The organism is Bradyrhizobium sp. WYCCWR15520 (genome assembly GCF_056174665.1).
In genome coordinates, this window is the sequence record NZ_JBWBWM010000026.1 from 107,043 (window position 1) to 122,307 (window position 15,265).

The 15,265-nt window shown below is 61.9% G+C and carries 16 protein-coding genes and 2 pseudogenes; 3 read left to right on the forward strand and 15 right to left on the reverse strand.

Annotated elements, in window-relative coordinates; all coding sequences use genetic code 11:
• Window positions 1–94 precede the first annotated feature (94 nt).
• The 11 genes and pseudogenes from AC0QUY_RS27815 to AC0QUY_RS27865 all read right to left on the reverse strand — a co-directional run.
• On the reverse strand, window positions 95–502 hold the full coding sequence (locus tag AC0QUY_RS27815) for a four-helix bundle copper-binding protein (RefSeq protein ID WP_475389383.1): 408 nt from the start codon (window positions 500–502) through the stop codon (window positions 95–97).
• A 55-nt stretch (window positions 503–557) separates the two neighbouring features.
• Window positions 558–1,262, reverse strand: a complete 705-nt coding sequence (locus AC0QUY_RS27820) for an FAD-binding oxidoreductase (RefSeq protein ID WP_475389385.1) — start codon at window positions 1,260–1,262, stop codon at window positions 558–560.
• Between the two features lie 50 nt (window positions 1,263–1,312).
• A complete protein-coding gene (locus AC0QUY_RS27825) occupies window positions 1,313–1,918 on the reverse strand; it encodes a sulfite oxidase-like oxidoreductase (RefSeq protein WP_475389386.1) in 606 nt (201 codons plus the stop codon).
• Window positions 1,919–2,057: 139 nt separating this feature from the next.
• The gene (locus AC0QUY_RS27830) at window positions 2,058–3,176 is read right to left on the reverse strand and encodes a thioredoxin family protein (protein ID WP_475389387.1); all 1,119 of its coding nucleotides are present in this window, start codon (window positions 3,174–3,176) and stop codon (window positions 2,058–2,060) included.
• The gene (locus tag AC0QUY_RS27835) at window positions 3,173–4,249 is read right to left on the reverse strand and encodes a nitrilase-related carbon-nitrogen hydrolase (RefSeq protein ID WP_475389388.1); all 1,077 of its coding nucleotides are present in this window, start codon (window positions 4,247–4,249) and stop codon (window positions 3,173–3,175) included. The genes AC0QUY_RS27830 and AC0QUY_RS27835 overlap by 4 nt, the downstream gene beginning before the upstream one ends.
• 118 nt (window positions 4,250–4,367) lie before the next feature.
• The gene (locus tag AC0QUY_RS27840) at window positions 4,368–4,787 is read right to left on the reverse strand and encodes a cupin domain-containing protein (protein WP_475389389.1); all 420 of its coding nucleotides are present in this window, start codon (window positions 4,785–4,787) and stop codon (window positions 4,368–4,370) included.
• 45 nt (window positions 4,788–4,832) lie between these two features.
• Window positions 4,833–5,234, reverse strand: coding sequence for a cupin domain-containing protein (locus AC0QUY_RS27845; protein WP_475389391.1), 402 nt, complete (start codon window positions 5,232–5,234; stop codon window positions 4,833–4,835).
• A 56-nt stretch (window positions 5,235–5,290) separates the two neighbouring features.
• A complete protein-coding gene (locus tag AC0QUY_RS27850; protein WP_475389392.1) occupies window positions 5,291–5,743 on the reverse strand; it encodes a carboxymuconolactone decarboxylase family protein in 453 nt (150 codons plus the stop codon).
• A 55-nt stretch (window positions 5,744–5,798) separates the two neighbouring features.
• Window positions 5,799–7,073: an epoxide hydrolase family protein gene (locus tag AC0QUY_RS27855; protein WP_475389393.1), complete on the reverse strand. Its 1,275-nt coding sequence runs from the start codon at window positions 7,071–7,073 to the stop codon at window positions 5,799–5,801.
• A 30-nt stretch (window positions 7,074–7,103) separates the two neighbouring features.
• The gene (locus AC0QUY_RS27860; RefSeq protein WP_475389395.1) at window positions 7,104–8,420 is read right to left on the reverse strand and encodes an epoxide hydrolase family protein; all 1,317 of its coding nucleotides are present in this window, start codon (window positions 8,418–8,420) and stop codon (window positions 7,104–7,106) included.
• A gap of 26 nt (window positions 8,421–8,446) precedes the next feature.
• Window positions 8,447–9,232 (reverse strand): annotated as a pseudogene (locus AC0QUY_RS27865) (epoxide hydrolase family protein); the annotation flags it as partial.
• A gap of 35 nt (window positions 9,233–9,267) precedes the next feature.
• On the opposite strand from AC0QUY_RS27865, the pseudogene AC0QUY_RS27870 reads away from it, so the two are divergent.
• A pseudogene (locus AC0QUY_RS27870) lies at window positions 9,268–9,423 on the forward strand (IS21-like element helper ATPase IstB); the annotation flags it as partial.
• A gap of 35 nt (window positions 9,424–9,458) precedes the next feature.
• On the opposite strand, the gene AC0QUY_RS27875 reads toward AC0QUY_RS27870, so the two are convergent.
• Together AC0QUY_RS27875 and AC0QUY_RS27880 are read right to left on the reverse strand one after the other, a co-directional pair.
• Window positions 9,459–10,025, reverse strand: coding sequence for a cytochrome P460 family protein (locus AC0QUY_RS27875; protein ID WP_475389397.1), 567 nt, complete (start codon window positions 10,023–10,025; stop codon window positions 9,459–9,461).
• Window positions 10,026–10,069: 44 nt separating this feature from the next.
• Window positions 10,070–10,678, reverse strand: coding sequence for a cytochrome P460 family protein (locus AC0QUY_RS27880; RefSeq protein WP_475389398.1), 609 nt, complete (start codon window positions 10,676–10,678; stop codon window positions 10,070–10,072).
• 416 nt (window positions 10,679–11,094) lie between these two features.
• On the opposite strand from AC0QUY_RS27880, the gene AC0QUY_RS27885 reads away from it, so the two are divergent.
• Window positions 11,095–12,375, forward strand: coding sequence for a lactonase family protein (locus AC0QUY_RS27885; protein ID WP_475389399.1), 1,281 nt, complete (start codon window positions 11,095–11,097; stop codon window positions 12,373–12,375).
• A 281-nt stretch (window positions 12,376–12,656) separates the two neighbouring features.
• Complete coding sequence (locus AC0QUY_RS27890; RefSeq protein WP_475389400.1) at window positions 12,657–13,361, forward strand: hypothetical protein; 705 nt, start codon at window positions 12,657–12,659, stop codon at window positions 13,359–13,361.
• A 449-nt stretch (window positions 13,362–13,810) separates the two neighbouring features.
• Here AC0QUY_RS27890 and AC0QUY_RS27895 read toward each other — a convergent pair whose 3' ends face one another.
• A complete protein-coding gene (locus tag AC0QUY_RS27895; RefSeq protein ID WP_475389402.1) occupies window positions 13,811–14,011 on the reverse strand; it encodes a leucine zipper domain-containing protein in 201 nt (66 codons plus the stop codon).
• Window positions 14,012–14,132: 121 nt separating this feature from the next.
• Window positions 14,133–14,951: a helix-turn-helix domain-containing protein gene (locus AC0QUY_RS27900; RefSeq protein ID WP_475389404.1), complete on the reverse strand. Its 819-nt coding sequence runs from the start codon at window positions 14,949–14,951 to the stop codon at window positions 14,133–14,135.
• Between the last annotated feature and the right edge of the window lie 314 nt (window positions 14,952–15,265).

Sequence of the window (15,265 nt, forward strand, 5' to 3'; positions counted from 1 at the left end):
GCGCGGGCATGCGGCTGAGAACTCCCGTAGGAACCCTCGATCCATCCCTCCTTCGGTCTGCTCACTGGCGAGCATCCGTTGGAGGCCTTCTTTCTCACAGCAAGGAAGCACCATGCAGCAGAGCGCGACACGTCTGCTCGCAGGCTCGGCAAGCCTCGGCACAGATGCGGCAGTGCTCATACATGGCGGCATGGTGTTCGCATTCTGCCGCGCAGATGAGGCAGGCCTCGGCGCAGGCCGTCAACTGCACTTCCACCACCATCGGACCCGGCTTTGTAAGGCGTGAGACGATACGCGCGGTGGTGAGGCATATATCCGAGCAATCAAGGCAGGTTCGGATGCAGCAGACGAAGTCAGCCACGTGAGCCTCGCCCAGGCATGCATCGGAACAGGCGGCGCATACTCCACCGCAATCGTAGCAGGCCGCAACGCACGCCTCGAGCAGTGATGGGTCCGGAGGCCGCTGGGGATGATTTGCGAAGATGGCGCCGATGCTTCCCATGATCCCTCTCCAGTCGAAAAATTGGACGTTTATGCTTCAAAGCAGCGTGGTGCTGCTAACCGCCAAATCGCTCGGTGCGGATCGTCTCTGGAATCAGACCTAAATCCAGAAGATTACCAGTGACAGCTTCCACGAAACCATCTGAGCCGCACACAAAGGTCAATCGGGGGGCAGCGCCAAGCCTCGCCAGCGCGGCCTTGAGCAGTGGCAGATCGATCCTGCGGCCAGCGTCCTGCGGACGCCGAGCGGCATCCCTGGATAGGCTTAGCAGAAGAGTGAAATTAGCGTCCGCCGCATCGAGCTCGATCAACTCCTCACGAAAGATCACGTCGTCCCATGTGCGTGTGGCGTTGAGAAGAACGGCGGGGACTTCGGTACCCACCGCGGCGCGATGGCGCAGGATCGACATGAGCGGCGCGACACCGGAGCCGCCGCCGATGAGAAGGAGAGGTCCGCCATCCTCGGGATTCCACGCAAAATGACCGCCGAACGGGCCGCGGATGTCAATCGTATCGCCCACCTCGGCAACATCGTGGAGGAAGGGAGAAACCTCGCCGCCCTCAAGGCGCTCGACGACGAGCTCGTAAAGACCCTCGAGTCCTGGCGCAGATGCGACCGAGTAGCTTCGCTGTGCCACATAACCATCCTGCGCGGTAAGCTGGACGTCGAGGTGCTGGCCAGCCTGAAAGGAACGCCAGTTTTGGGGACGAAGGAAGAAGCTCGTCACACTCGTCGTTTGGCGCCGGATACGTTCGATCACGGCCTCCTGCCATGGAACGTGAGCTGCCTGAATGACCGCGCCCGTCACGGTCAATCGCCTGAGTAGCGCTGCTCGCGCCACGGATCGCCATAGATGTGATAACCACGCAGCTCCCAGAAACCGGCCTCATCGCGTTCGGTGAACTGAAGCCCATTGATCCACTTCGCCGATTTCCAAAAGTAGAGATGCGGGACGAGGAGCCTTGCCGGACCGCCATGATCTGGGGTCAGAGGCTTGCCGTCGTAGTGGGTTGCGATCATGGCTTTGCCACCAACGAGGTCGGCCACCGGCACGTTGGTCGAGTAGCCATCATATGAATGCGCTAGTGCATGGGATGTTGGCGGCTCAAGACCGGTGTCAGCGAGGAGATCATCGATCAGGACGCCGCTCCACGCTGTATTCAGTTTCGACCACTTGGTGACGCAGTGGATGTCGCGGGTTATCTTGGTCTGCAGCAGAGCATTGAACTCCGCCCATGTCCAACGCTTCACCGGGCGTGGACCGACTTTGAGAGTGAACGACCAGTTCTCAACCGAGACTCGCGGAGTCGGGCCGGCCGAGAGAACAGGGAAATCCCCGACAAGGTGTTGCCCGGGAGGAATTCGATCTGATTGGTCCGATGCGGGCGGCTTGCCGGTGAATCCACGTGTCACCATAATAGTGCTCCTTGATTTTAGCCTCTCGCGCTTGCGGGGTTCTGAGCGCGAAACCGGCTGCGCCCGGGCGGCATGCTTTTTCCTTTTGCAGCTCCAGTTAGACCCGGACACATTATATCCGAAGCGTTGCTCGGCAGATTCAGCCGAACGTGAACGCAAACGCTTCAACGCCCGAGTCGAGAAACTCGATTTCGAACTGACGATCGGTGACGGACTTCGTCTGTCTTATCAGTTGGTACAGGCGCTGTTCGGTGACTGTGCCGTAGCCCTGCTTGTCGACGTCTATTCCGTGGGCCTCAGCTGGCGGCTTTCCGTCGATCAGCACGCGAAATCGCACCGGCGTTGCCGTAGCCGTAGGGCCCATGACAAGATGAAGATCGCGCGCATGAAAGCGGTAGGCAATGCGGCCATTGGGCTCGTTCAGCGCTGCCGCATCGCCCCGCACCGTCCAGTCACCGGCAAGCGCCCATTCATTCAGGAGCAACCGCGCGGGCGATTCATAGGTGCGGGGTTTGTTCCGGACCGATCCGCCGGGCGACGCAAAGTTCTCGGTGCGCTCGTACCCGACATAATTTTCCGCAGACTTCAGGGTGGACCAATCAGCCGCCGCCTCGATGCCGCGGGCATCCACCGATACGGGTTTGCGGTCGATGCCCGCTGCTCCCGCTTCGGCCAGCAACTGTTGAATGATCATTTCCGATTGTTCGTATGAACCCTCGCCGAAATGATGATGTCGCACACGCCCCTGCGCATCGATGAAGTACAGCGCCGGCCAGTAGTTGTTTTTGAAAGCCCGCCAGATGGTGTGCTCATTGTCCACGGCGACCGGGTGGTTGATCCGCATCTCTTTCACGGCCCAGCGGACGTTGTCGATGGTCTTCTCGAAAGCGAACTCCGGCGCATGGACGCCGATCACGACCAGTCCTTGGTCCTTGTACTTCTCGGCCCAGGCGCGGACATAGGGAGCCGTGCGCAGCCAGTTGATGCAAGTATAGGTCCAGAAATCGACGAGGACGACTTTGCCGCGCAAGGCCTCTAGCCCCAAGGGGGGTGAATTCAGCCATTCGTTCGCGCGCCCAAGAGAAGCCAACTCGGCTTGACCAGCAATTTGGTCAGAGGGAAGCCCGTGAAGGAACGGAACCCGTATCCCTGTCGATGTCGGCGGTTGCGGCACTTTCATGTCCTTCACAAAGCCGGCAATCGGTGCCCCGATTGCGATGATGAGTACCGCAGCTACCAGCAGCGTGTTTGCTTTCATCGATGAATGCCTTCTGGAATCCGAGCGATGTTGCCGTGCTTGTGCGACGACGCGGGCGGGCGATAGAGCGGCTGCTGGCTCAGAACCTCGACAGGTTCGTCCTCGGTGGCTGTCGCGCGCAGGTCTTGAGCATTTAGGTGCGTGGTGCGCTCATGGACGTGCGGCGCGGGCGTCCGATCGATCAGCAGACTGAGCAGTTCGGGACGGCTGTAGTGGCCGCGCGCGTCCATGAGCCTCTTGCGAGCGTCGATCTGGGCGAAGTCGAGATCCGCGATCACTTCGCCTTCGCCCGCCTTGAGAGGTTCGCCGATGATCCGGCCGTCCGGGTTCGCAACGGCCGTGAAGCAGCCGCCGGATATCGGGCCGATCGGAGAACCCGTGTCCTTCATGATCTGGGCTTGCTGATCGGCGTCGAGCCACGCCGTCGCGCTGACCACGAAGCAGGCGGATTCGAGCGCGTGCTGACGGATGTTGACTTCCGTCTGCTCCGAGAACACCGGACCGAAGATCGAGCCGGGGTACATGGCCGAGTGAATCTGTTCACCGTCGGCAATCAGGGCGTAGCGCGCGAGCGGCACGTAATGCTCCCAGCAAGCGAGCTGCCCAATCCGTCCGACCGCGCTGTCGATGGCGCGCAGGCCCGAGCCGTCACCCTGGCCCCAGATCATTCGCTCATGATAGGTCGGCGTGATCTTGCGGCGGCGCTGGATCAGCGTTCCGTCCGCATCGAACAGCAGCTGCGTGTTGTAGATCGTGCCGCCGTCGCGCTCGTTGACGCCGATCGAGGCGACCATGTTCGCGTCTTTTGCGGCCTCGCCGATGGCGCGGGTCTCCGCCGACGGGACGGTGACCGACTGTTCCAGAAGACGCTGATGCTCCTTCCCCATCGTGAACGCGGGCTGCACGAAGGCGAAGTAGGGGTAGTAGGGAATCACGGTCTCCGGGAACGTCGCGAACTGGACACCCTGTTTGCCGAGCTCGCGGATCTTCTTCACGACCTTCTCGACTGTGCCCTCGCGGCTGTACAACACGGGGCTGATCTGCACGGCGGCGGCTTTAACGATGGTCCTCACTGTACTTTCCTTTCGTTGACCGCGAAGAAAGTAGACCGCGTACCGGCAGCTGGCGTCGACATATAAGCAGGTAGGCAAGCGCGCTTTGCGGGCGCTTACGCTGGGCGCGGCGTCCCAATTACCGGTCCGGTTTGGTTATTGGATGGTCCTGCGAGTCGACGATGAAGATGGCCAGCAGGCGCGCAGATTCGCTGTTGCTCGCGTTCTCACTCACCCTGTGGTGGGAGCCAGGCACTTCGTAAAAGCCTTCGCCGACTCGGTAAACCTTGACGGGCTCGTCGCCGACCTGGCTGCGAATGGCGCCGGACAGCACATGAGCGTAGATGAAGGCCGATGGAGCATGGTGATGGGAAGGCGATTTCCCGCCCGGAGGGTAGCTCACCTCGAGAGCGATCAGGCTCTTGCCCTTTATGTTCGGGATGGCGTGCTCGAAGACGGTTTTCACCTGCTCCAGCTCGTGTGCTTGCGCGGCGGCGTTTGCTGGAGCGATGGCGATGAACAGGGCGCTGATGCAGCTCGTTAGCCTTCCGATCCTCATTCTCTTGTCCTCACGGATATGGGGCGTATTCAAGCTCAGCGGCGCTCACTTGCTAAATGCGAGGAGAGGCTTTCCTTTTTCAACGATATACGTGGCGAGCTCCACTGCATTGCCGCTGCCTACGTTCTTGACCGCGTGAATCGTTCCGGCCGGGATGAACAGAGCCTCGCCGGCCTTGACCGTCACCGGAGGCCTGCCCTCGAGCGCATACTCCAGCAGACCTTCGATGACGTAGGCGATCTCTTCGCCCGGATGGCTGTGCGCGGGGAACGCCACGCCCGGTCCAAATTCGACGAGTACCTGGATCACCTCGCGTCCGGGGACGCTGAGATCGTGCCGCTGGAGATCGGTGCGTTTGATCCCTGGCTGCTGCGTCAGCGCGACGTGCGGCGCCAAACAGCTTGCGACGATCAGGGCCGCCGCTGCCAGGATTTGTGTCGTTTTCATTTAGAGCTCCTTCGTCTTTCACGTGGAAACCTGGTGATCGGTGTTAGCCGAAGTGATCAGCCGACGAGCGCCATGGGCGTCGCACGAAAGCTGATCGCGATCCGGTTGAAGGCGTTCATCAGCCCGATCGCGATCGTAAGGTCGGCGAGCTGCTTCTCGCCAAACACCGCCGCCGCCTCCTCGAACGCGCTGTCCGGAACACCCCGGTCACCGAAACGGGTCACGACCTCCGCCCATGCGAGCGCCGCCCTTTCCTGCTCGTCGAAGATACGGCCCGCCTCGGGCCAAGCGGCGACGAGGACAAGGTGCTCGACAGGCAGTCCGGCCTTGAGGAGGTCGCGCGAATGCATGTCGATGCAGTAGGCGCACCCGTTGATCTGCGACACGCGCAGGTAAACAAGGTCGACCAGCCGCGAGGAAAACCCCGACTGGCGAACATATCCGTACACGGCGCCGAGCGCCTTCATCCCGGCCGGCGAGGCCGCGTTGTAGTTCATCCGTTGCGACATGATATGTGTCCTTCCGCCTTTTCGTTCATTGAGGGTCGGGTATCGTCAGAATGATTCAAATCGATCTGCGCAGCGGCCGAAATGCGGCCCGAAGCTCGGCGGAGAAGAGCTCCGGCTCTTCCCAGGCCGCGAAGTGTCCGCCCTTCTCGACCTCGTTGAAGTAGATCACGTTGCGATAGGCGCGCCGGGCCCATGTCTCCGGTGCGCGATAGACCTCTTCCGGAAACACCGTGATGGCCACCGGGAGCGAGATCTCCGCGGTCTTCTGCGCGGCCGAGAGAAGAACGCTTTGGCCCATGGTCTCCCAATACAACCGCGCTGACGAGGTCGCGCTGTTCGTCAGCCAGTACAGCGTGACATCGTCCAGAAACTCGTCTTTGGTGAGCAGGCGCTCGGGCTCGCCGTTGTTGTAGTCATACATCCAGGCCGCAAGCCCGGCTGGAGAATCCGTCAAGGCGTAGCCAATTGTCTGCGGCCGCGTGCCCATCATTGCCGCGTAGGCCCTGTATTTCTTGTAGAACGTATCGAGCGAGTTGAACGCCGCGCGTTCCTTCTCGGAGAGTCCCGCCGGCGCAGGCCCGCCGCCGGCGAGCACTGCTGCTACGTCTTGCGGTACCGTCGCCGGCAAGTTGATGTGGATGCCGAGCAATCCTGCCGGCGCCTGACGAGCCATCGCGCTGGAGACAGGAGCACCCCAGTCGCCGCCCTGAGCGACATAGTGAGTGTAGCCGAGGCGCTTCATCAACTCCGCCCAGGCGCGGGCGATGCGGTCGGGATTCCAGCCCGTGCCCTTTGGCCTGCTGGAGAAGCCGTAACCGGGCATCGAAGGCATGATCAAATCGAAGGCGTCATGCGAATTCCCCCCATAGGCCGTCGGATCGGTCAGCGGACCGACGGTCTTGAGCAATTCGAACACCGAGCCGGGCCAACCATGCGTCATGATCAGCGGCATGGCGTTCGGATGACGCGAGCGGACGTGGATGAAGTGAATGTCCACGTCATCGATCGTTGTCGTGAATTGAGGCAGGGCGTTGAGCTTGGCTTCGGCCTTTCGCCAGTCGTGGTCCGTGCCCCAATAACGCACCAGCTCCTGGAAATTTGCGAGCTTTACGCCCTGCGACCGATCATTGACCGTCTCTCGGTCGGGCCACCGCGTGGCGGCGATGCGTCGGCGGAGATCGACGAGCTGCTCGTCCGGAACGGAGATTTGGAAGGGCCGTATGATGTTGCTGTCACTCGCCGCGGCAAGTTGGCCGGGTAGGAGACTGACTGCACTCGCGGCTGCTGCGGTGGCCAGAAAGTCTCGCCGCGTTGACGATATCGCAGACATGACATTCTCCTCTTACTCGTGTCCGGTTAATCAGCGCAGGGATTGGAAAGCAGCACGAACCTCTGTTGCGAAGAGCTGGGGCTCTTCCCAAGCCGCGAAGTGTCCGCCTCTGTCGAGTTTGTTGTAATGAATGAGCTTGGGATACGCCTGCTCGGTCCAGCTCCGCGGAGCGTGATATTGCTCGCCGGGAAAGACGCTTACCGCCACCGGAATGGAAACGCCCTTGGCATTGAAGAAGCCACCCTTGTATTCCCAATAGAGACGCGATGCAGAGACACCCGTGTTCGTCAGCCAATAAAGGGTGATGTTGTCGAGGATCTCGTCTCGGGTCAGTTCGCCCGTGGTGCTCGTCTTCCGGTTCAGAGCTGCAGCGACTGTCGCCGCCGGCTGGCCATCAGCATCATTGTGGTCAAGCAGCCAGGCCGCCAAGCCGACGGGTGAGTCCGCGATGCCGTATAAGGTCTGCGGGCGTGTTCCCATGATCCTCGCGTAGGCGACTTGCTTGAAGGTTTTCTCCAACTGCTCATAGGCGAGCTGTTCCTCAGCTGAGAGACCCGATGGCGCCGGACGGCCCGCTTGCAGCGCCTTGTCGACGTCAGCGGGAACGGTGGCAGGCATGTTGGTGTGAATGGCGAGTAATCCTGCAGGTGCCTGCAAGCCCATCTGGTCGACGACAAACGCTCCCCAGTCGCCGCCTTGGGCGACGTAGCGGGAGTAGCCTAGGCGCGTCATCAGTTCTGCCCAGGCTCGGCCCATGCGCTCGGGGCCCCAGCCGGTGCTGGTCGGTTTGCCGGAGAAGCCGTAGCCCGGCATCGACGGGATGACGATGTGGAACGCGTCCTCGGCTTTTCCTTCATGGGCCGTGGGATCGGTAAGCGGAGCAATGATTTTCAATTGCTCGATGACGGAGCCGGGCCATCCGTGCGTGACGATGAGCGGCAATGCATTTGGATGTTTCGAACGAACGTGAATGAAATGAATATCCAGGCCGTCGATTCTGGTGATGAACTGCGGCAGCGCATTGAGTTTCGCCTCGATCTTGCGCCAATCGTAATCTGTCGCCCAATAGCGAGCCAGTTCTCGAACGGTGGAGAGCTGCACGCCTTGGGATTGATCCGTGACCGTCTCGCGGTCAGGCCAGCGGGTCGCGGCGATGCGACGGCGGAGATCGACCAGTTGCTCCTCTGGTATGCTGATGCGGAAGGGGCGAATTGCGGCATCCTCGGCCGCTAGGGCGAGATCCAGAGGAAACAGACTGGTGGCACCCGCAATCACGATACCCACAGCGGTGCTCAGGAGCCGGCGCCGGTCTCGGTCGATGACCTCGGAATCTTGAGACGTGTGCATCGTGCTCTCCCTGGCTTCAGTGGAATGGCGTCCGAACCTGCATGGGCCGAACAATCCGCGTCTTGCGGTACCGTCGCCGGCAAGTTGATGTGGATGCCGAGCAATCCTGCCGGCGCCTGACGTGCCATCGCGCTGGAGACAGGAGCACCCCAGTCGCCGCCCTGAGCGACATAGTGAGTGTAGCCGAGGCGCTTCATCAACTCCGCCCAGGCGCGAGCGATGCGGTCGGGATTCCAGCCCGTGCCCTTAGGCTTGCTGGAGAAGCCGTAACCGGGCATCGAAGGCATGATCAAATCGAAGGCGTCTTCCGAGCGACCCCCATAGGCCGTCGGATCGGTCAGCGGACCGACGGTCTTGAGCAATTCGAACACCGAGCCGGGCCAGCCATGCGTCATGATCAGCGGCATCGCGTTCGGATGGCGCGAGCGGAGGTGGATGAAGTGAATGTCCACGTCCTCGATCGCTGTCATGAATTGAGGCAGGGCGTTGAGCTTGGCCTCGGCCTTTCGCCAGTCATAGTCCATGCCCCAATAACGCACCAGCTCCTGGAATTTTGCGAGCTGTACGCCCTGCGACCGATCATTGACCGTCTCTCGGTCGGGCCATCGCGTGGCAGCGATGCGGCGGCGAAGATCGACTAGAACTTCCTCTGGAACATTGATGCGGAACGGACGAATTGCCGCATTCTCGGCCGCGGGGGCGAGATCCCGAGGAAACAAGCCGGCGGCGCCGGCAATCACGAGACCCGCAGTGGTGCGGAGGAGTCGGCGTCGGTCTCGATCGATGACTTCGGAATCTTGCGACCTGCGCATCGTGCCTTTCCCTTGCGTCAGTGGACTGGCGCCGACGATTCAAAAGCCGCGACGACGATCACACAACCCGCTCTCGTCTCGTCTCCGCAATCCCGGCCAGCTCCGACGAGACGAGCGCTACCGCCAAACCCCGCCGCTCAAAGGGGCCAAAATTGGACGCCGATGAGGGGTCAAATTTGCGAGCCGATTGACAGTCCATCGCCTACTCCCATTTGTCCGCATGTGCTTAACGCTTCAGGATCGGATAACCCTGGATGTAGATGAGATCCTGGTTGCGCACCGGCTCGTGGCACCCAAGACAGTCCTGCCGGTAGTCGGTCGTGACGGTCTTCCGGGTTTCCGCTCCCTCATAGAAGGCCCAACCCCAGCCATCGCCCCAGAGCGGAGATGAGCCGGCATACTTGTTAGCTTGGTCCTTCACCAGAATGAAACGCCCGGCGAGCGCGTTGGCATAGCTTGAGGTGCCGGTTGTTAAGGCTTCCGTTCTCGCGGCAAAGACATCCTTGACCAGAATGGCGCCGTCCGGAAACGCGCCGGTCTTGCGGTAGGCGTCCACGCTTTCACGCTGCGTGTAGACGACGTGCAACTCCTTCGCGCCCTCCTCCGGCTTATCTGCAAGAACCGAGAAGGAGCCGAGCAAGACCCAGTCCCGGCGATAGTCGGCGGCCGGAACCTGCAGTAGGGCCGGCGCCTCCGCTGTTGCCGCAACAGTCTCGGGCTCTAACTGCGCGACAACGGCGGTGACGAAGAGAACGCCGGAAAGCAGCAGAGTCGCAGGGAGACGTTTTCTCATTGAATCACCACGGTCAGTGTCTTGCCGGGGACTGTGCGCCACGATCAGGGTCTGGCTCCGGGTTTGGCGGCGCGAAGCACGGGGTAGTAGGCGGTGAAGACGTAGTCCTCCGCCACGCGCTGCTCGTTGCCCGTCTGATGACAACCGTTGCATTCCGCGGTCGGCTTTTGCGCTGCGAGCCTCGGATAGGGGGGCTTCGCGTGGCTGAAGGTGAAGTAGCCCCAGTTGCCCGGTTCGCTGGCGAAGCGCTTTGCGTCCTTGATCGATGCCTCAAGACCGACGTACTCGCCTTCGAAGAAGCCCTTGCCACTGAGCGCCTCCGTCGACCCTACGCTCACGAGCTCTTTGACCATCGTGGTCCCGTCCCGGAACTGTCCCGTCCGCCGCCAGTGGTCGAAGTCGCCCGGCCGGATGTAGACGTTGTGGAACTCAGGGAAGGAGGCTTCCGGAGGATTCAACGAGTTGGGCGTCAGTGGGGTTCCGACGTAGACCCATTGGCGCCAGATGTAGTCGCGCGGCTGCATCAAGGCACCGCTGCCGTCGAACTGGACCTGGTAGTCGGGTTCACGGACCTGGCCCATAACCGCTAGGGCGGCCGCGATCAAGAAGGCGGGAGCAATCAACATGCGCCCAAACGCTGTCCTCAACTTCATCGTCGACTCCTTTCGCTGGTGGCTTTCGCTGGTGGCCCGACGTCGACTCCTTTGGCCGGTGGCCCGACGGGGTACTACGCAGTGGATCTTTAGTCTTTGCTTGCTTTAGTCTTTGCTTAGCGTAATGGAGCCGTGCCCGCGACCGTAGAAGAATCCTGCGTTTAGAGAGCGGCGATCGAAGCGCCAACGACGACGCAGTTTTCTACTAGTGTCGGAATCTGAGGGCGCACGTCTGGATCTTTCTTGCGAGTTCTTGCTTCTGCACTGCATCCAGCGCCCGCGCTGGCATCAGCGACCCGAAAGAGCAGCATTGTTCAATCAACCTCCCGTTCACATCGCGTAAACTGAAGCATGCAAGCGCTTCGGACCGCATCATCCGCGGAACGAGCACGGCGGCAGCAACACAGGAGAATTGCATGGCTCGCCCGCGATCGCCGGATCTCATCCTTATCGCGCTCGTGCTGCTTCTCTTCGGCGCTCTCGGTGTAGATGCACGCGCTCAGGGGCTCGTGGGTCATGTCTACATGCAGACCAATGAGACCCAGAACCGCATCATGCACTTCGGTCGCAAGGCGGACGGGCCACTCGAACTACTCGAGAGGATCCCTACCGGGGGCGCTGGTTCGGGCGTCTTCAAGCCGATCAGCGGTCAGGAGAGCGCGCCCAACGCATTCGAGGGCGCTGGCAGCGTGATCCTGGCCGAATCCAACACCCTGCTGTTCACGACGAACGGCGGCGACAACAGCGTGACGAGCTTCCGAGTGAGTCCAGACGGCAAGCTGACTGTGATCGATCGGCAGCCGACCGGCGAGCCCGTGACCGGACGCAGCGGAACGGCGAAGTCGCTCGCCTATCGCCCCCAAAGTCGAACACTATACGTGCTCCACGCCTTCGGGCCCAACCACCTGCGCTCCTACACGGTGGCCCAGGACGGCAAGCTGAAGCTTCGCCCGGAGCGCCATTCGGTAAACACCGCGACAAAGACCGATCGGGTGTCGACACAAGCGGTTCTGTCGCCCGACGGCCGCTTCCTGCTGGTCGACATCCTCTTCGACGCTCGTCCAGCCGCCAATCCGGACGGGTCGCCAAATCTGGTCGTGGCGAACGCCCCCGACCCAGACGGGCTCGTGATATTCCCGGTGCGCGACGACGGCACGCTCGACAAGGCTTCGTTTGCAGATGCCGGTGGCGCGGGGCCATTCTTCATCGCCTTCCTCAACCGGAGTCACGATGCTTTCATGAACGGTGTCGCGGTAGGGGACGGGGTGCTAGTGAGCCGCATTGATGGCAAGGGGCGCGTGACCAACGGCCCGTTGGTCCCGATCAACACCTCGCCCGGGAAGCCGTCTGAGCTCTGCTGGCTGCAGGTGACCTCTGACAACTCGCTCGTACTCGCGACCAACTTCGGCTATGGAACGGTCTCGACCTACCGGCTCGCAGAAGGCCGGTTGAGCCTTCTCCAAGACCCCGCCAACGAGGCTATACCGGGCGACGGTACCTTCCGCGCCGTGAACGGGCTCGTCAGCAGCGGACCTAGCGACAGCTGGCTGACTCCCGACGACCAGTACTTCCACCAGATCTTTGGAAATGCCTCGGTGCTCGTCAGCTACCGCGTCGACAAGACGAGCGGGAGACTGACGGAGATTGGTCGGAACCCGATTCCCTACAACAGCCCCCAGGGGCTGGCCGGCTTCTAGCGATTCGGGCCGTCCGCTCGCCTCGCCCTCTGGTCGTCGGCAGAGTCGTCCCGGGGTAACCGTGCGGGGCCCGCGACATCGCGGGTGGACGCATCAGTGCTCGGCGAAAGCGCCCTGGTTGTCGTGCCGACCATGCGGCGGAAGTGGAGGTTCAGGTGGCTCTGGTGCGCGCAGCCGCACTTTTCGCCCTCCGCGAGCGACAGGCCGGGGTGAAGCGTATGAGATGTTCTTGAGAATTTTATGCGAGGAGCAGCTCGATGAGCGGCAAGTTGTAACAGCTGTTGGAAGAAGCACTGGGAGCGCACGGCGGGCACGGCCGCTGGCGCAAGCTTAGAGGTATCGCGTCGACCATTCGCACCGGCGGAAAGCTCTGGGAGCTGAAAGGCGCTCCTATGATCCCGGTGCCGCGGCGCGCAACGAGCGAGTTTCACCGCCAATGGACCCAGATTACTTCTTTCGGCAAACCCGATTGGACGATGACCTGGACGCCCGAACATGTGGAGATCGCTGCCGGAGATGGCTCAGTTATCGCCGCGCGAGACAATGGCCGCGAAGCGTTCGATCGCAGCTTCAACGGACAATGGGATCCGCTGAACCTGGCCTATTTCAACGGCTATGCCATGTGGACATATCATGCCGTGCCGTTCGTGTTCGGCGAGCCGGGCTATGACGCGCGCGACATTGCCCCGATCGCGCATGAAGGCGCGACACTTCGCGGCGTGGCGGTGCGATTTCCCGAAGGCGTGCACAGCCACACGCGCGAACAGCGCTTCTACTTCGGCGCGGATGGCCTGCTCCGCCGCCACGATTACACGGTGGATGTGTGGGCGGACACGCCCGCCGCGCACTTCCTGTCCGACTATGTCGACGTTGAGGGGCTGAGGTACCCCACCCGTCGCAGCGTGTTCACGCTCAAACCCGACGGCAGCCTCGATCGGGACTTCAACGCCGTTACGGTCGAGCTGTCGGATTACGCGCCATTTTGAGCGCGCGCGTTGCCCTCGCGATGACACCATATCTTGATGTCATCGCTGTGGCGCACCTGGGCTGAATATTGCTCGCCTCCGAAGCGCTCCTCGGCCATAGAACCCGGAATTCGGAGGTTCGCGTCGATAGCGACGGAATGTCCACAATGGCAAGATCAACAAAAGCGGCCGGCCGCGGGCCGCGGTTGTCGCGAGAGGCGATGGGGCCCGCTCGACCCGGGCGGCCAAGAGGTAGCGATGGGGAGCAAGGCCCGTCGAACGGCCACGCGCCCTCTAGCTGTGAGCTTTCAGTAGGTTGTCCATCTGGTCCGGACCTAGGAGGCTGAGGTTGCGAGATGCAGATCCACGACGTCTGGATCGGACACCCGGGTGGAAAGGGATAAGTTCGCCCGGGGTCTCGCGTTCATGCGCCGCACCCGGCTCGGCCGTCTCCAAAGCCTTGAGCTTATTCAAGCCCAGGCGCTGCAAGACCCGGCTGACGGTGGCGGGTGAGGCGCCGACTTCCTTGGCGATCTGATCGTCGGTCCAGCGCTGGCGCCGCATCTCGGCAATCCGCTCGAGACGGCCGCAGGCGTGGGTTGGCGAAGGGTATGCGGCCGGGAGCTGCGGTCGAGCAGGCCTTGCGGGCCTTCGGTCCTGAACCGCTCCACCCACGTGCCGACGGTTCAGGTGTCCACCCCGAAGGCCGTGGCGACGGCCTTCGGGGCCTGGCCTTCCTCCATCACACGCCGCACCAGTTCGCCTCGACTAAGCGGCGTCAGACGGGCATTCTTATGGATGTTCATCCGGTCCCTGCGAATCACTGAAGTCTTCAATCCCAAGCGCCAATGGCTTCCCTCCGGCACGGACTTGGCCTATCGCCGACGCACCACCGTCGCCAGTGGACGTTACGGGCATCTGCCCGGCGCCCGAGAGGTACCGTCCGGGCGTCGAGCCCATTGCGCGCTTGAAGCAACGGATGAAGTGCGACTGATCGGCGAAGCCGAGCTCCGCGGAGAGATCAGCTAGGGAGAGCTCGCCGGCTCGCCTGTTTCGCAGCTTCTCCCGAGCGACTTCGATTCGAAGCCGTGTCACGTACTGGTGCACTGTATGTCCTGTCGTGAGCTTGAAGAGACGCATGAAGTCGTAGGGGCTTCGGCGGACGAGCGCTGCCAGCGTGTCGATTCCGACGTCCTCCGCTAGGTTCACGCAGACGTAGTCGTGAACCCGGGCCACGTCGAATGCCGTGAGCCGTCTCCGTGGCAGGCTCTGCCGAGGTGGCCACACCGCATCAGTGCGGCCGCGCCGATAGGCAATGCAGCGAAGAAGCACGTCGCGGTGCAGCTTCGATCCGCCGCCCTCCCTGGCCAGCTCCATATCGAGCCGGCGAACGAGAAACTCAAACTGGGAGTCGCGGGCGCCGCACTGCCACTTCCGAAACTGACGCCACCAGGTGAACAGCATATTGGTATTCAAGTCGTGGCGGCGCGCCACCATCGACACCGACGAGCCGGGCGCCTCGCACTCGGCCACGATGCGCGCCTTGTCCTCATCAGACCAATGCCGCCGCCGTCGACCAATCTCGCTCGAGCCCGTACCAGATGCCGTCATCTCATAGTGTCCACTTGAGGGTTAATGACGCGAGCCCCCATGTTTCATCCAGTCATGGGTAGAGTCTCTTCGTGATCTCATTCCGCACTGTGGCCCAGGAACATTGGCGCAGAAGCCGGCAAGCCGCTCGTTATGTGTTGTTAAACGCTGTTAGCTGTTGCCATCAGCGACAGGGTCAGCGCCAAGGCACTTTGCGCGTTCTCTGCGCGCGCATGAACGGCTCAGGGCTATCGGTCGCTATTGTCCTTGGTCGAGCACGATTCCCTGGCGCTGAGGGTTTTCTTGGCGGGCTTTCGAACACTTCGTCAGACCGG